At 64.0% G+C, this 14,294-nt stretch carries 11 protein-coding genes; all 11 read right to left on the bottom strand.

Features of this window, described 5'->3' with window-relative positions; all coding sequences use genetic code 11:
• Positions 1–55: 55 nt before the first annotated feature.
• Complete coding sequence (locus AC0ZZU_RS02295) at positions 56–790, bottom strand: amino acid ABC transporter ATP-binding protein (protein ID WP_476339112.1); 735 nt, start codon at positions 788–790, stop codon at positions 56–58.
• Positions 783–1,745, bottom strand: coding sequence for an amino acid ABC transporter permease (locus tag AC0ZZU_RS02290; RefSeq protein ID WP_476338716.1), 963 nt, complete (start codon positions 1,743–1,745; stop codon positions 783–785). The genes AC0ZZU_RS02295 and AC0ZZU_RS02290 overlap by 8 nt, the downstream gene beginning before the upstream one ends.
• Positions 1,746–1,825: 80 nt before the next feature.
• Positions 1,826–2,623 carry a transporter substrate-binding domain-containing protein gene (locus AC0ZZU_RS02285; RefSeq protein ID WP_476339111.1) on the bottom strand — a complete coding sequence of 266 codons (798 nt, stop codon included), beginning with the start codon at positions 2,621–2,623 and terminating at the stop codon, positions 1,826–1,828.
• Between the two features lie 317 nt (positions 2,624–2,940).
• Positions 2,941–5,514, bottom strand: coding sequence for a glucans biosynthesis glucosyltransferase MdoH (gene mdoH, locus AC0ZZU_RS02280; RefSeq protein ID WP_476338714.1), 2,574 nt, complete (start codon positions 5,512–5,514; stop codon positions 2,941–2,943).
• Positions 5,507–7,228, bottom strand: a complete 1,722-nt coding sequence (locus tag AC0ZZU_RS02275; protein WP_476338712.1) for a glucan biosynthesis protein G — start codon at positions 7,226–7,228, stop codon at positions 5,507–5,509. The genes mdoH and AC0ZZU_RS02275 overlap by 8 nt, the downstream gene beginning before the upstream one ends.
• Before the next feature lie 262 nt (positions 7,229–7,490).
• Positions 7,491–7,928 (bottom strand): D-aminoacyl-tRNA deacylase, encoded by a 438-nt coding sequence (gene dtd, locus AC0ZZU_RS02270; protein WP_476338710.1) that lies wholly within the window; start codon positions 7,926–7,928, stop codon positions 7,491–7,493.
• The gene (gene pip, locus AC0ZZU_RS02265) at positions 7,925–8,896 is read right to left on the bottom strand and encodes a prolyl aminopeptidase (protein ID WP_476338708.1); all 972 of its coding nucleotides are present in this window, start codon (positions 8,894–8,896) and stop codon (positions 7,925–7,927) included. Before pip ends, dtd begins: the two co-directional genes overlap by 4 nt.
• 101 nt (positions 8,897–8,997) lie before the next feature.
• The gene (gene hutG / locus AC0ZZU_RS02260; RefSeq protein WP_476338706.1) at positions 8,998–9,798 is read right to left on the bottom strand and encodes an N-formylglutamate deformylase; all 801 of its coding nucleotides are present in this window, start codon (positions 9,796–9,798) and stop codon (positions 8,998–9,000) included.
• Positions 9,783–11,006, bottom strand: coding sequence for an imidazolonepropionase (gene hutI / locus AC0ZZU_RS02255; protein ID WP_476338704.1), 1,224 nt, complete (start codon positions 11,004–11,006; stop codon positions 9,783–9,785). The genes hutG and hutI overlap by 16 nt, the downstream gene beginning before the upstream one ends.
• Before the next feature lie 31 nt (positions 11,007–11,037).
• The gene (gene hutH / locus AC0ZZU_RS02250; RefSeq protein ID WP_476338702.1) at positions 11,038–12,588 is read right to left on the bottom strand and encodes a histidine ammonia-lyase; all 1,551 of its coding nucleotides are present in this window, start codon (positions 12,586–12,588) and stop codon (positions 11,038–11,040) included.
• Positions 12,589–12,605: 17 nt separating this feature from the next.
• On the bottom strand, positions 12,606–14,285 hold the full coding sequence (gene hutU / locus AC0ZZU_RS02245; protein WP_476338700.1) for a urocanate hydratase: 1,680 nt from the start codon (positions 14,283–14,285) through the stop codon (positions 12,606–12,608).
• Positions 14,286–14,294: the final 9 nt, after the last annotated feature.

The following is a 14,294-nucleotide window of genomic DNA, read 5'->3' as shown; positions in this document are numbered from 1 at the left end:
TGCGCGGTTTGCTCCGTGCTTATCTGGAGCAGACCGCGCCAGACGTGTGTCGGCGTTACAAGACCTGGCGCAGGAAAGTCTGGGCACGGGGGTCTTTGGGCGCAGTGAAGAACTCCTTCGGCGGCGAGTCTTCCAGCAGCTTGCCGTGGTCGAAGAACAGCACCCGGTCGGCCACCTCCCGGGCGAAGCCCATTTCGTGAGTCACGCAGACCATGGTCATGCCTTCCTGGGCCAGGGTCTTCATGACATCCAGCACCTCGCCGACCATCTCCGGGTCGAGCGCCGAAGTCGGCTCATCGAACAGCATGACCTTGGGGTCCATCGCCAGCGCCCGGGCAATGGCCACGCGTTGCTGCTGACCTCCAGACAGGCGCGAGGGGTACTCATTGGCCTTCTGGCTGATGCCGACTTTTTCCAGCAGCGCGCGTGCCTTGGCTTCGCGCTCGGCCTTGCCGCGCTTGCGCACCACCTTCTGCGCCAGGCACAGGTTTTCCAGCACGGTCATGTGCGGGAAAAGGTTGAAGTGCTGGAACACCATGCCGACTTCGCGCCGATACGCGTTGATGTCGGTGGCTGGATCGTCAAGCTGCAGGCCATCGATGGACACATGGCCCTGGTCGAAATCCTCCAGTCCATTCAGGCAACGCAGGAAGGTCGATTTGCCTGAGCCCGAAGGCCCCAGCACGACCACCACTTCGGCCTTGGCCACTTGCGTGGTGACATTGTCGACCGCGCGCACTACCTGGCCGCGGGTGTCGAACACTTTCAGCAGGTCACGGACTTCAATCACTTTGCGCAAGCCTCCGCTCGAGCCGGCTGGCGATGTGCGACAGCGGCAGGTTGATCAGCAGGTAAAGGCCTGCCACGCAGAACCAGATCTCGAAAGTCGAGAACGAGGTGGTGATGGCTTCGCGGCCGCTCTTGGTAAGCTCAGTGATGGCGATCACCGACACCAGCGAAGTGTCCTTGACCAGGCTGATGAACTGCCCTGCCAATGGCGGCAGCACACGCTTGAACGCCTGCGGCAGGATCACATGGCGCATCGACTGGCTGCTGTTCAGGCCCAGCGACCGGGCCGCCTCGCCCTGCCCCTTGGCGATCGACTGCACGCCCGCGCGCACGATCTCGGCGACATAGGCACCGGTAAACAGCGCCAGCGCCGCCACACCGGCGAACTCGCGGGACAGGTTGAGCACGGTGCCGATGAAGAAGTAGAAAATGAATATCTGCACCAACAACGGCGTACCACGCACCAGTTCGACATAGACCGTCGACAGGTCGCGCACCGTGGGGTTGTTCGACAGCCGGCACAGCCCGGCGCACAGGCCGATCAACAGGCCAAACGCACCGGAGACCACCGACAGCCACAGCGTGGTCCACAACCCCCAGGCCAGCGGCCCCGCAGCCCAGTGACGGGTGACGCCCACTACATCGCCTTCGGCGACATCGTCGCCCCTGCTGATCTGCAGGCTGTCCTGCGCGACATCGAGCACCTGCTCGCCGCCGTCCTCGTCCCGTAGTGTGACGCGGGCAGTATCGCCCTGGCTGACGATGTCCTGCACGGTGCCGTAACTGGCAGCACGCTGGGCATCCTCGGCCTGATAGGCGAAATACTGCGGAACGCGGTTCCAGCGCCACTCGTAGGAAATCATCGAGGTGGCGAAGTAAAGACTCAGCGCCAGGCCCACCAGGACCAGGGCGGTCAGCCCGTGCCAGGGCCACTGGGCTTTCTTGTGTTTGATCACGTCGGGTAGTTCCGTAAATGCGAACGCGCAGGTATGGCCTGCGCGTCGGGGTCAAAGCCTGGGCGGATGGCCCGAAGCCTTTATTCCATTTCCTTCAGCCAGTCGGTGTTCTTGAACCACTTGTCGTGGATTCGATCGTAGGTACCGTCGTGCTTGATCTGGTGCAGGAAGTTGTTGATGAAGTTGATGCTGTCGTAGTCGCCTTTCTTCAGGCCGAACGCCAGCGGCTCGTAGGTGAACGGCTCGTCGAGGAACAGCAGCTTGCCAGCACCTGCCTTGTTTACCGCGACCACGTTGTAGGGAGCATCGTAGACAAAGGCATCGGCCTTGCCGTTGACCACGTCCATGACCGCTTCCTGCTCGTTGTCATAGCCGTGGTACTTGGCCTTGCTGATCAGCTTCTTGGCGACCATTTCGCCAGTGGTCCCCAGCTTGGAAGTGATGCGGTACTTGTCGCTGTTCAGGTCCTTGTAGGACTTGATCTCGCCCGCCAGCTCCTTGCGGATCAGCAAGGTCTGGCCGACCACGATGAAAGGCTCGCTGAAGTTCAGGCGCAGGTTGCGTTCCTGGGTCAGGGTCATGCCGCTGCCGATGAAGTCGAACTTGTCGGTCAGCAGGGCCGGGATGATGCCGTCATAGGCAGTGGAGACGGTTTCGAGCTTGACCCCCATCGACTTGGCCATGGCCTTGAGGATATCCACCTCGAAGCCGATGATCTCGCCACGCTTGTTGGTCATCTCGAACGGCATGTAGGTAGGATCCATGCCCACCCGCAGCGTGCCCCGCTTGACCGCTTCATCGATGGCGCCCGCCTGGGCGGCACTCACCGCGAGCAGCGCAGTGGCAGCGACCAGCAGTCGCGACAGGTATTTCTTCATCATCACCAGGTCCCCTAACAAGAAAGAGTACGCATTTTATTGTTGGCAGCGAACGGCCGGCAGGCCGATGCGAAATATCGGAGGGGATGCTAACGCATGCGGGGGGCTGTGACCTAGCTGGAGGACGCAGAAAAAACTGTGGAGACAACTGCCTTGCTGCAAATCCAGACCCGCTGTGGGAGCGGGCTTGTCCCGCGATCGGGCCCGCAGGGGCCGTAAAGTCTGCAACCGCGATGCATTGCGCAATCGCATTTGCAGGTTTCACGGCCCCTGCGGGCCCGATCGCGGGACAAGCCCGCTCCCACAGGAGGGAGGCGTCAGGCGCCGACCAACGCCGGTTGCGCCTGACCCTCCGGGTGGAGAGGCAGCAGCGGCGAGTGAGGGTCGTTGCTGATCGAACTGCGCCATACATCAAGCCACTCGGCCTTCTGCTCGGCCCAGACCCGCTCGTGCAGGCGCGCCAGGGCGACCGGGTCGCTCAGCAGGGCCAGGCGTGCAGCCCCGTCCAGACCTTGCGGACCCACTTCCAGCGCCTTGGCAACGTGCTCGGCACGCATCTTCTCGATCGGCTCGGCAAGACCATGACGAGCAGTGGCCATGGCGCAGGCCAGGGCATTCTGCCGAGGGTCGACGACCGAGCGGACAAAGCCGTCCTTGAGCGCATGCCAGCGATTTTCATGGGTGTACTGGTCCGTGGCGAGCAGCTCGTGCGGCGTCGCGTATTCCTCGGGGATGAGGAACAGTTTCTCGTCCTTGGCGCGCAGCCCCAGCTTGGTGCGGCTGGAGATCACCGAAACCGGGATCGACAGCATCAACGAGCCTACGATCGGTACCAGCCACCACAGGAAGCTTGGGTTCAGCCACGCCACCAGCAGAGCCCAGGCAGCACCCAGCAGGGTCTGCGGGCCATGGCGGCGCACCGCTTCGCCCCACGGCGTGGAGTCATCGTCACGTTGCGGTGAGTTCCAGGTCGCGGCCCAGCCCAGGAAAGCGGCCAGTACGAAACGGGTGTGGAAGATCATTCGCACCGGCGCCAGCAGCATGGAGAACAGCATCTCCAGCAGCATCGACAGGGTGACCTTGATCCGCCCGCCAAACTCCCTGGAGCCCTTGGCCCAGATCAGGATGATGCTCAACAGCTTGGGCAGGAACAGCAGCACGATGGTGGTGGAGAACAGCGCAATCGCTTTTTCCGGGTGCCACTGAGGCCACAGCGGATACAGCTGGAACGGCTCCAGGAAGTACTGCGGCTCCATCAGCGTGTTGGTCGCCAGCAGCGCGGTCGACAGCACCAGGAAGAAGAACCACAGCGGCGCCGACAGGTATGACATCACCCCGGTAAGGAACACCGCACGGTGTACCGGGTGCATGCCCTTGACCAGGAACAGGCGGAAGTTCATCAGGTTGCCATGGCACCAGCGGCGGTCGCGCTTGAGTTCGTCAAGCAGGTTTGGCGGCAGTTCTTCGTAGCTGCCCGGCAGGTCGTAGGCGATCCACACGCCCCAGCCGGCACGGCGCATCAGCGCGGCTTCGACGAAGTCGTGGGAGAGGATCGCACCGGCGAAGGCACCCTTGCCCGGCAACGGCGCCAAGGCGCAGTGCTCGATGAAGGGCTTCATGCGGATGATCGCGTTATGGCCCCAGTAGTGCGACTCGCCCAACTGCCAGAAGTGCAGGCCGGCCGTGAACAGCGGGCCGTACACACGGGTAGCGAACTGCTGCATGCGCGCATACAGGGTGTCCATGCCCGACGCCCTTGGCGCGGTCTGGACGATACCGGCATCCGGGTTTGCCTCCATCAGGCGAACCAGGCTGGTCAGGCATTCACCGCTCATCACGCTGTCGGCGTCGAGGACCACCATGTAGCGGTACTCGCCACCCCAGCGACGGCAGAAGTCGTCGAGGTTGCCGCTCTTGCGCTTGACCCGGCGGCGGCGGCGGCGATAGAAGATGCGCCCGAAGCCCTTGGACTCACGGCAGACCTCGAGCCACGCCTGCTGCTCGGCCACGGCGATATCCGTGTCGTTTGTGTCGCTGAGCACGAAGAAGTCGAAGCGGTCCAGGTCGCCCGTGGCGGCCACCGACTCGAACGTCGCGCGCAGGCCGGCGAACACCCGCGGAACGTCTTCGTTGCAGATCGGCATGACGATGGCAGTGCGGGCACCAGGCTCGATCGGCTCGTTGCCCGCGCTGCTGCCCGAGATGCGGTACTTGTCACGCCCGGTAAGCAGCTCGAGGAAGCCCATCAGCGCCGTCCAGAAGCCTGCCGAGACCCAGCAGAACAGGATGCCGAACAAGATCAGGATGCTGGTCTGCAAGGCATACGGCCAGACCTGGATGATGGTGTCCAATACCGGCTGACGGGTGATTTCGTCCAGGTCGACGAAGGACCAGCCCTGGTACGGCAGGATGCCTTTCATGTACCAGCCGGCCACCACCGTCTGCCCCAGCATCAGAGCGAGCAGGATATACCGACGCATCGACCCGACCCAGCGCCAGCGTGCCGAAGGCAGCTCGCGCTTGGGCGGTTGCGCCGGATTGGTGCGGCCGGTCATGCGGCGCCAGGCCCGGATCAGGATATTGGTCCGCCACGGCTCGGGAATCACTCGCGTGCGCTGGATCGGCGGCGCGATTTTCAGGCACAGGCGCCCGCTGCCGTCGACACCGAGCATCTCGGCGTCCTCGAGCTCGCGGGCGCTGCCCAGGGTCAGGCGGCTGCCTACCGATGCCTGAACGGCATCGGCGGGATCGGAAGCATCCTGGGCCGAGAGACGTTGGTGCAGCTCGCTGAACGAGTTGCAGCTCGCCAGTTCGGCGCGCTGCTCATCGCTCAGAGGGAGGTGGGCCAGGTACTCGACAAGCGATTCTGGCCGCGGACTTGAATTACTCATCGGCAGGCAACTGGTAGCTCCAGGTTTCGGTCAGCACCTGTTCGGTGGTGGCCGGGGCCCCGGTGGTGGATGCCGCGTCTGCGGCGGGTTGCTCGGCTGCTTTCTGCGCCTTGGCGGTTTCAACCTTGGCGTGCTTGGCCGCAGGCTTGTCCTGGACAGCCGGCTTGGCCGGCTCGACCGGTACGTCACGCACCAGCGCGGCGCGCATCTGGACCGACTTGGCCGGGTCCTTGAGCTTCATCCGCAGGGTCAGGCGCCAGCCCTTGGTTTCAGGGTTGTAGCGCAGGTTGTTCTCGACCAGCTCGGCATTGTCGTCCAGGCTGATCTGGCTCCGCACGGCGGCATCTTCTGGCAGCTTGGCCAGCACCGGGCCTTCGAAGTCGACCAGGAAGGCTACGCTGCCGTCAGGCTGGCGGATCAGGTTCGACTGCTTGACGTCGCCGGTCGAGCGCATGGTGCGCTTGACCCAGCCCAGGTCAGGCGAGTGGAACGCCGACTCGTCGATAGTCCAGTGCAGGCGGTAGTCGAACTCGGCCGGCTGGCCTGGCTCTGGCAACTTCTCGGGGCTCCAGAAGGCAACGATGTTGTCGTTGGTCTCGTCGGCGGTCGGGATCTCGACCAGATCGACGGTACCCTTGCCCCAGTCGCCACGCGGTTCGATCCAGGCACTCGGACGCTTCTGGTAATTGTCATCCAGGTCTTCGTACTGGCTGAACTCGCGCTGGCGCTGGAGCAGGCCGAAACCACGGGGGTTTTCGACGCTGAAATTGCTCACGGCCAGGTGCTTGGGGTTGTTCAGCGGGCGCCACAGCCACTCGCCGTTGGCCGCATGAATCGACAGGCCTTCGGAGTCATGCAGCGCTGGACGGTAGTTGAGCACCTTGGACGGCTGGTTGCTGCCGAACAGGAACATGCTGGTCAACGGCGCGATACCCAGGCGGCTGACGTGGTCACGCAGGTAGACCCGCGACTTGACGTCGACGATTGTGTCGCTGCCTGGGCGCAGGGTCAGCTTGTAGGCACCGGTGGAGCGCGGCGAGTCGAGCAGCGCGTAGATCACCAGGTGCTTGTCGGTGGGTTTCGGGCGCTCGACCCAGAACTCGGTGAACCTCGGGAATTCTTCACCCGATGGCAGCGCGGTGTCGATGGCCAGGCCACGGGCGGACAGGCCGTACACGTGGCCCTTGCCCACAACGCGGAAATAACTGGCCCCAAGCAGGGTCATGATTTCGTCCTGCTTGTCGGCCTGGTTGATCGGGTAGAGCACGCGGAAACCGGCATAGCCGAGGTTTTCAGTGGTCTTGGCGTCATGCGGTACATCACCGAAGTCGAAGCGGCTCGGGTCGTACTTGATTTCTTCGACCGTTGTCGCGGTGACTTCGTTGATCTTCACCGGCGTGTCGAAGTGCATGCCCTGATGATAGAAGGACAGCTTGAAGGGGGTCTTTTCGCCCGCCCATTCGGCCTTTTCCTGGAGGAAACGGATCTTCTGATAATCGGCGTACTTCATGTCGCGGAAGACGGCAGGCAGATTGCTCTTGGGCGCCTCGAACTTCTGCCCGGCCAGATCCTTCGCCTTGGCGGCAACATCATCAAGATTGAACGCCCACAGCTGGCCCGCGCTCAACAGGCCGAGCAGGGTCGCGCTTGCCAACAAGGCTCTGCGCAGCCGTTTGCCGGGGATTCTTGGTGCGGTATGGGGACTTACAATCACGAGCAACCCTCGCCGAAAACAGATCATAGAACCAACGGCCAGCGACAAATGCCGGGTTGGCGAGCACTGTTCGGACCCCATTTGGGCGTAATGATTCCCCACGGGGTGCCGGACGGTGCTCAATTCAGGGTGATACGAACCCGCGAACGCGGGCTCAAGCAGCCCGCGATTATCCAGCAGGCTGCGTGACAACGCATCAGGCAGGCATAACTATTTATCCTGAAAATCAGGACTTTTCATTATCCCCGAGAGGTTTCGAACCTCAGATTTGTAACATAAATGTCACAGGACCATCATTGATCAGGTGAACCTGCATATCGGCACCAAAGCGGCCACTGGCAACCGGGGCATGGTGGTTCTGGGCCTTGTCGAGCAAGTAGTCGAAGAGCTCGGCGCCCAACGCGGGAGGCGCGGCCGTGGAGAAGCCTGGGCGCATGCCGCTGCGCGTGTCCGCCGCCAGGGTGAACTGGGACACCAGCAGCAGGCCACCGCCGATATCCTTGAGCGACAGGTTCATCTTCCCCTCGGCATCGCTGAACACCCGGTAGTTGAGCAGCTTGTGCAACAACTTGTCGGCATGCTCACGGGTATCGCCGGGTTCAACCGCCACCAGCACCAGCAGGCCCTGGTCGATGGCGCCGACGATCTCGCCGTCTACTTCCACGCGCGCGCCGCGCGCGCGCTGCAGCAGCCCCTTCATGCTTCTTCCAGAGGCAGGTCGAGCAGGCGGCGCGCCATCTGGTCTGCAGCACGCACCAAGGCATCGGTGATACCCGGCTCGGAGGCCGCGTGGCCCGCGTCGCGGATCACCTTCAGCTCACTGTTCGGCCAGGCCTGGTGCAGTTCCCAGGCATTGTCGAGCGGGCAGATCACGTCGTACCGCCCGTGCACGATGATCGCCGGCAGGTGGGCGATCTTTGGCATGTCGCGGATCAGCTGGTTGGGTTGCAGGAAAGCATTGTTGACGAAGTAGTGGCATTCGATGCGTGCGATCGACAACGCCCGCTGCGGCTCGGAGAAGCGGTCGACCACCAGCGGGTTGGGACGCAGTGTCGCGGTGCGGCCTTCCCAGGTAGACCAGGCTTTGGCGGCGTGCATCTGGGCGATCTGGTCGTTGCCGGTCAGCCGCTTGTGGAAGGCCTTGAGCATGTCGCCACGCTCTTCTGGCGGGATCGGCGCGATGTAGTCCTGCCAGTAGTCAGGGAACAGCCGGCTGGCGCCCAACTGGTAGAACCACTCGATCTCCTGCGGGCGGCACAGGAAGATGCCGCGCAGGATCAGCCCATGGACCCGGTCAGGATGGGCCTGGGCGTAGGCCAACGACAGGGTCGAGCCCCAGGAACCGCCGAACAGCAGCCACTTTTCTATCCCCAGGTGCTTGCGGATACGCTCGAGGTCTTCGACCAGGTGCCAGGTGGTGTTGTTCTCGACGCTGGCGTGTGGCGTCGAGCGCCCGCAGCCACGCTGGTCGAAGGTGATGATGCGATAGAGGTTGGGGTCGAAGTAGCAGCGGCTCTGGGCATCGCAACCGGCACCCGGACCACCGTGGATGAACACCACCGGCAGACCCTCGGGCGAGCCGCTCTCGTCGACATACAGCACATGCGGCGCTTCCACGGCCAGATCGTGCCGGGCGTAGGGTTTGATCTGCGGGTACAAGGTCTGCATTGCGCACTCCGTGTGGGGATTTAATCTGCCGATGGCATCATAAACCTGAATTGCGCTTTGAGCATGTATCTGTGTGGGCGGCATCGCGGTCGGAGCTGCATTCACCTGTATCGCGCCTTCCCCCATTCCACCATCCTGGTCAACAACCGCTCCAGGACCACCTGTGTACCCCGCGCCAGGTTCTCCCGGTAGGCAAACGGCGGCGCCTCCTCCATGTACGCACTCTGCGCCAGCTCCAGCTGCACCGCATGCACGTGGTTCAGCGGATCACCGTAATGCCGAGTGATATACCCACCCTTGAAGCGGCCATTGAACACATGACTGCAGCCACCTGATTCGGTACACACGCCTGACAGCCGCTCGGCCAACGCCGGATCGCAACTCGCTCCGTTGAACGTGCCGAAGTTGAAGTCGGGCAGCTTGCCGTCGAACAGACGTGGCACACGCGAACGAATCGAGTGGGCATCCCAGAGCAGCGCATAGCCGAAAATACCGCGCAGGCGCGCCAGTTCGTCACGGACGGCATCGTGGTAAGGCCGCCAGATCTGCTCCAGGTACATGGCCCGCTCTTCAGCTCCAGGCTCCAGTCCCTCCTCGAACAGCCGCTGCCCGTCGAACAACGTCGCCGGGTAGAGGCCCGTGGTCGCGCCGGCATACAGCGGCTGGTCATCCTCCGGGCGATTCAGGTCGATGACGAAGCGTGAATACTCCCCCGCCACCACGCTGGCGCCCATCCCGCGGGCAAAGTCATACAAAAGCGGGATGTGCCAGTCGGTATCCGGCAGGCTGCGCGCAGCCGCCACCAGCCCTCGCTCAACCGCGGGGGTCAGCCGAAGACCGGCATGGGGCATGCTGACCAGCAGCGGCAGGTGACCCTGCTGAAAACTCAGAACCTTGTCCATGACGCCTCGCTCAGTTCATCGCCGCTGCGGATTACCCGTTTAGGCAGCTCGCCGCCAAGCCAATAGGCAAGATCGGCCGGCCGCTCGATTTGCCAGGCCACGAAGTCCGCGACCTTGCCCGGTTGCAGCGAGCCATGGCTGGCGCCAAGCCCCAGCGCCGAGGCGGCATGCAGCGTGACCCCGGCCAGGGCTTCCTCGGGGGTCAAGCGGAACAACGTGCAGCCCATGTTGAGCATCAGGCGCAGCGAGAGCCCTGGCGAGGTGCCTGGGTTGAGGTCACTGGCCAGGGCGATCTTCACCCCATGGCTGCGCAGGGCATCCATGGGTGGCAACCGGGTTTCGCGCAGGAAATAGAAAGCGCCAGGCAGCAGCACGGCAACCGTCCCGGCCTTGGCCATGGCGATGGCGTCTTCCTCGGTCATGAATTCCAGATGATCGGCGGACAGCGCCTGGTAGCGCGCCGCCAGGCTCGAACCATGCAGCGATGAAAGCTGCTCGGCATGCAGCTTGACCGGCAGGCCCAGACCGCGGGCGGCGACGAATACCCGTTCGACCTGCGCGGGGGAAAACGCCAGGTGTTCGCAGAAGGCATCCACCGCATCCACCAGCCCTTCTGCGGCCAAGGCCGGGAGCAGGTGCGTGCAGATGTATTCGATGTAGTCGTCGGACCTGGCGGCGAATTCCGGCGGCAGCGCGTGCGCGGCCAGGCAGGTGCTGCGCACGGTCAGCGGGAGGGCTTCACCAAGTCGGCGGATGACCCGCAGCATCTTGCGCTCGCTGGCAAGGTCCAGGCCGTAGCCGGACTTGATCTCCAGCGTGGTGACGCCATCGCGCATCAGCGCCAGCACCCGCTGCCGGGCGCTGGCGAACAGTTCGTCTTCGCTGGCCGCGCGCGTCGCCCGCACCGTGCTGGCGATACCACCGCCCTGGGCAGCGATCTCGGCATAGCTGGCGCCCTGCAGGCGCTGCTCGAACTCGCCGCTGCGGTTGCCGCCGAAGACCGCGTGGGTGTGGCAGTCGATCAGGCCAGGCGTGACCCAGGCGCCGCCGAGGTCTACCTGTTCGTCGAAGCCGATATGCGGCAGGCTGTGCCGCGGGCCGATCCATTCGATCAGCCCGGCATGGGTGACAATGGAAGCGTCCTCGATGATCGAGTAGCTGCCACCGGCCATGGTCGCGGCGTGGCAGTGATACCAGAGGGTTTTCATGTGTATCTCCCGCTATAGGGCCGAGGCGGATTCACAGGCTGGGCAACACACCCGCTGGCAACAACTCGCTCAGTCGCCGCTCATCCAGCAACCGCACCGCCGCCTCGATATCCGGCGCGAAGAACCGGTCCTTGTCGTAGTGCGAGACTTCGCGCCGCAGGATCTGCCGCGCTTGCTCCAGCTTGACCGAGGACTTGAGCCCTTCGCGCAGGTCCAGCCCCTGGCAGGCACCAAGCCATTCGATGGCGAGCACGCCGCGGGTGTTCTCGGCCATCTCCCACAGCCGCTTGCCGGCAGCAGGCGCCATGGACACATGGTCTTCCTGGTTGGCGGACGTCGGCAGGCTGTCGACGCTGTGCGGGTGGGACAACGCCTTGTTCTCGCTGGCCAGCGCGGCGGCGGTGACCTGGGCGATCATGAAGCCTGAGTTGACGCCGCCGTTCTCGACCAGAAAGGGCGGCAGCTGCGACATGTGCTTGTCCATCATCAGCGAAATGCGCCGCTCGCTGAGCGCGCCGATCTCGGCAATGGCCAAGGCCATGTTGTCCGATGCCATGGCCACGGGCTCCGCATGGAAGTTGCCACCAGACACCACGTCGCCCTCTTCGGCGAATACCAGCGGATTGTCCGACACCGCGTTGGCTTCGACCGCCAGCACCTCGGCGGCTTGGCGCAACTGAGTCAGGCAGGCGCCCATGACCTGCGGCTGGCAACGCAGGGAGTAAGGGTCCTGGACCTTGCCGCAATGCTCATGCGAGGCCGATACCTCGCTGCCTTCGCCCAGCAGGTCGCGATAGCAGGCGGCGGCATCGATCTGCCCACGCTGGCCGCGGGCGTCATGGATACGCGCGTCGAATGGCGCACGCGAGCCCAGCACCGCCTCGACGGTCAGGCCGCCGCAGGCGATGGCAGCCGCGAACAGGTCCTCGGCTTCGAATAGTCCCCGCAAGGCGTAGGCTGTGGAGGCCTGTGTGCCATTGAGCAAGGCAAGGCCTTCCTTGGCGGCCAGGGTCAGCGGCTCGAGGCCAGCGACAGCGAGCGCCTCGCTTGCCGGCAGCCACTGGCCTCGGTGGCGTGCCTTGCTTTCGCCGAGCAATACCAGCGACATGTGCGCCAGCGGCGCCAGGTCGCCGGAGGCCCCCACCGAGCCCTTGAGCGGAATGTGTGGGTAAACCTCGGCATTGACCAGGGCGATCAGCGCGTCGATGACCTTGCGCCGGATGCCGGAAAAGCCGCGGCTGAGGCTGTTGATCTTCAGCACCATGATCAGCCGCACCATCGCGTCGTCCAGCGGCGCGCCGATACCGGCGGCATGGGACAGCACCAGAGAACGCTGCAGGTTTTCCAGGTCGCGGCTGGCGATGCGGGTCGATGCCAGCAGCCCGAAACCGGTATTGATGCCATAGGCAGTACGGTCTTCGGCGAGGATACGCTCGACGCAGGCAACGCTGGCATCGATGCCCGCGTCGGCGCTGGCATCCAGCTTGAGCCGCTGCGGTTGATGGTAGAAGGCGCGCAGCTGGGCCAGGGTCAATGTGCCAGGCTTGAGAGTCAGTTCAGTCACGTCGATGCTCCGTCTCATGGGCTCCAGGCCCCTTCTTATTGTTCAGTATCGATCATCGGCAGGTTCAGGCCTTGCTCGCTGGCGCAATCGATGGCGGCCTGATAACCGGCATCGGCATGCCGCATGACCCCCGTAGCCGGGTCGTTGTGGAGGACCCGGGCGATGCGCTCGGCGGCCGCATCGGTACCGTCGCAGACAATCACCATCCCGGCGTGCTGGGAAAAGCCCATGCCCACGCCACCACCATGGTGCAGCGAGACCCAGGTGGCGCCACTGGCGGTGTTGAGCAGCGCATTGAGCAGTGGCCAGTCCGAGACGGCGTCGGAGCCATCGCGCATCGCTTCGGTTTCGCGGTTGGGGCTGGCAACAGAACCTGAATCCAGGTGATCGCGGCCAATGACAATGGGTGCCGACAGCTCGCCGCTGCGTACCATTTCGTTGAATGCCAGGCCCAGCCTGGCGCGCTGCCCCAGCCCGACCCAGCAGATCCGCGCGGGCAGTCCCTGGAAGCTGATGCGTTCGCGGGCCATGTCCAGCCAACGGTGCAAGTGCGTATCGTCCGGGATCAGTTGTCTGACCTTGGCATCTGTCTTGTAGATGTCCTCGGGGTCGCCCGACAGCGCCACCCAGCGGAACGGGCCGATGCCACGGCAGAACAGTGGGCGGATGTAGGCCGGGACGAAGCCAGGGAAGTCGAAGGCGTTGCTCACGCCCTCGTCCTTGGCCATCTGGCGGATATTGTTGCCGTAGTCGAAGGTCGGGATGCCTTGTTTCTGGAAGTCGAGCATGGCCTGCACGTGTACGGCCATGGACTGCTTGGCCGCCTTGACCACGGCTGTCGGGTCGGTCTGCGCTCGATCGCGGTACTGTGCCCAGGTCCAGCCGGCGGGCAGGTAACCATTGAGCGGGTCGTGGGCACTGGTCTGGTCGGTAACCAGGTCCGGGCGCACGCCGCGCTTGACGAGGTCGGGCAGGATTTCGGCGGCATTGCCGTGCAAGGCGATGGAGATGGCCTTGCCTTGGGCGGTGTAGCGGGCGATGCGGTCCAGGGCGTCGTCCAGATTGGTGGCCTGTTCGTCGACGTAGCGGGTGCCCAGGCGAAAATCGATACGGCTCTGCTGGCATTCGATGTTCAGCGAGCAGGCCCCGGCCAAGGTCGCGGCCAGCGGCTGGGCGCCGCCCATGCCGCCCAGGCCCGCGGTCAATACCCACTTGCCCTTGAGGCTGCCCGAGTAGTGCTGGCGGCCGGCCTCGACGAAGGTTTCATAGGTGCCCTGGACGATGCCCTGGCTGCCGATATAGATCCAGCTGCCGGCGGTCATCTGGCCGTACATGGCAAGGCCCCTGGCATCCAGCTCGTTGAAATGCTCCCAGGTGGCCCAGTGCGGCACCAGGTTGGAGTTGGCGATCAGCACCCGCGGTGCATTGGCGTGGGTCTTGAACACGCCTACCGGCTTGCCCGACTGCACCAGGAGGGTTTCGTCGTCGTCGAGATGGGTCAGCGACTCGACGATCTGGTCGTAGCAGGCCCAGTTGCGGGCGGCGCGGCCGATCCCGCCGTAGACCACCAGCTCACTGGGGTTTTCGGCGACCTGCGGGTCGAGATTGTTCATCAGCATGCGCAGTGGCGCTTCGGTCAGCCAGCTCTTGGCGGTCAGCTGGGTGCCTCGTGGGGCGCGGATTTCGACGTCACGGTATTTGTTGTTGTCAGTCACGGAAGAGAC

The organism is Pseudomonas sp. JE3303, from assembly GCF_056312565.1.
The sequence above is the reverse complement of the archived record's forward strand: the minus strand, read 5'-3'. Positions and strand labels throughout refer to the sequence as shown.

Excerpts from the sequence above, each read along its gene's own strand:
- AC0ZZU_RS02285 (WP_476339111.1), bottom strand. The coding sequence starts at position 2,623 with ATGAAGAAATACCTGTCGCGACTGCTGGTCGCTGCCACTGCGCTGCTC.
- hutH (WP_476338702.1), bottom strand. The coding sequence starts at position 12,588 with ATGAGACGGAGCATCGACGTGACTGAACTGACTCTCAAGCCTGGCACA.
- hutI (WP_476338704.1), bottom strand. The coding sequence starts at position 11,006 with ATGAAAACCCTCTGGTATCACTGCCACGCCGCGACCATGGCCGGTGGC.
- hutG (WP_476338706.1), bottom strand. The coding sequence starts at position 9,798 with ATGGACAAGGTTCTGAGTTTTCAGCAGGGTCACCTGCCGCTGCTGGTC.
- dtd (WP_476338710.1), bottom strand. The coding sequence starts at position 7,928 with ATGAAGGGGCTGCTGCAGCGCGCGCGCGGCGCGCGCGTGGAAGTAGAC.
- pip (WP_476338708.1), bottom strand. The coding sequence starts at position 8,896 with ATGCAGACCTTGTACCCGCAGATCAAACCCTACGCCCGGCACGATCTG.
- mdoH (WP_476338714.1), bottom strand. The coding sequence starts at position 5,514 with ATGAGTAATTCAAGTCCGCGGCCAGAATCGCTTGTCGAGTACCTGGCC.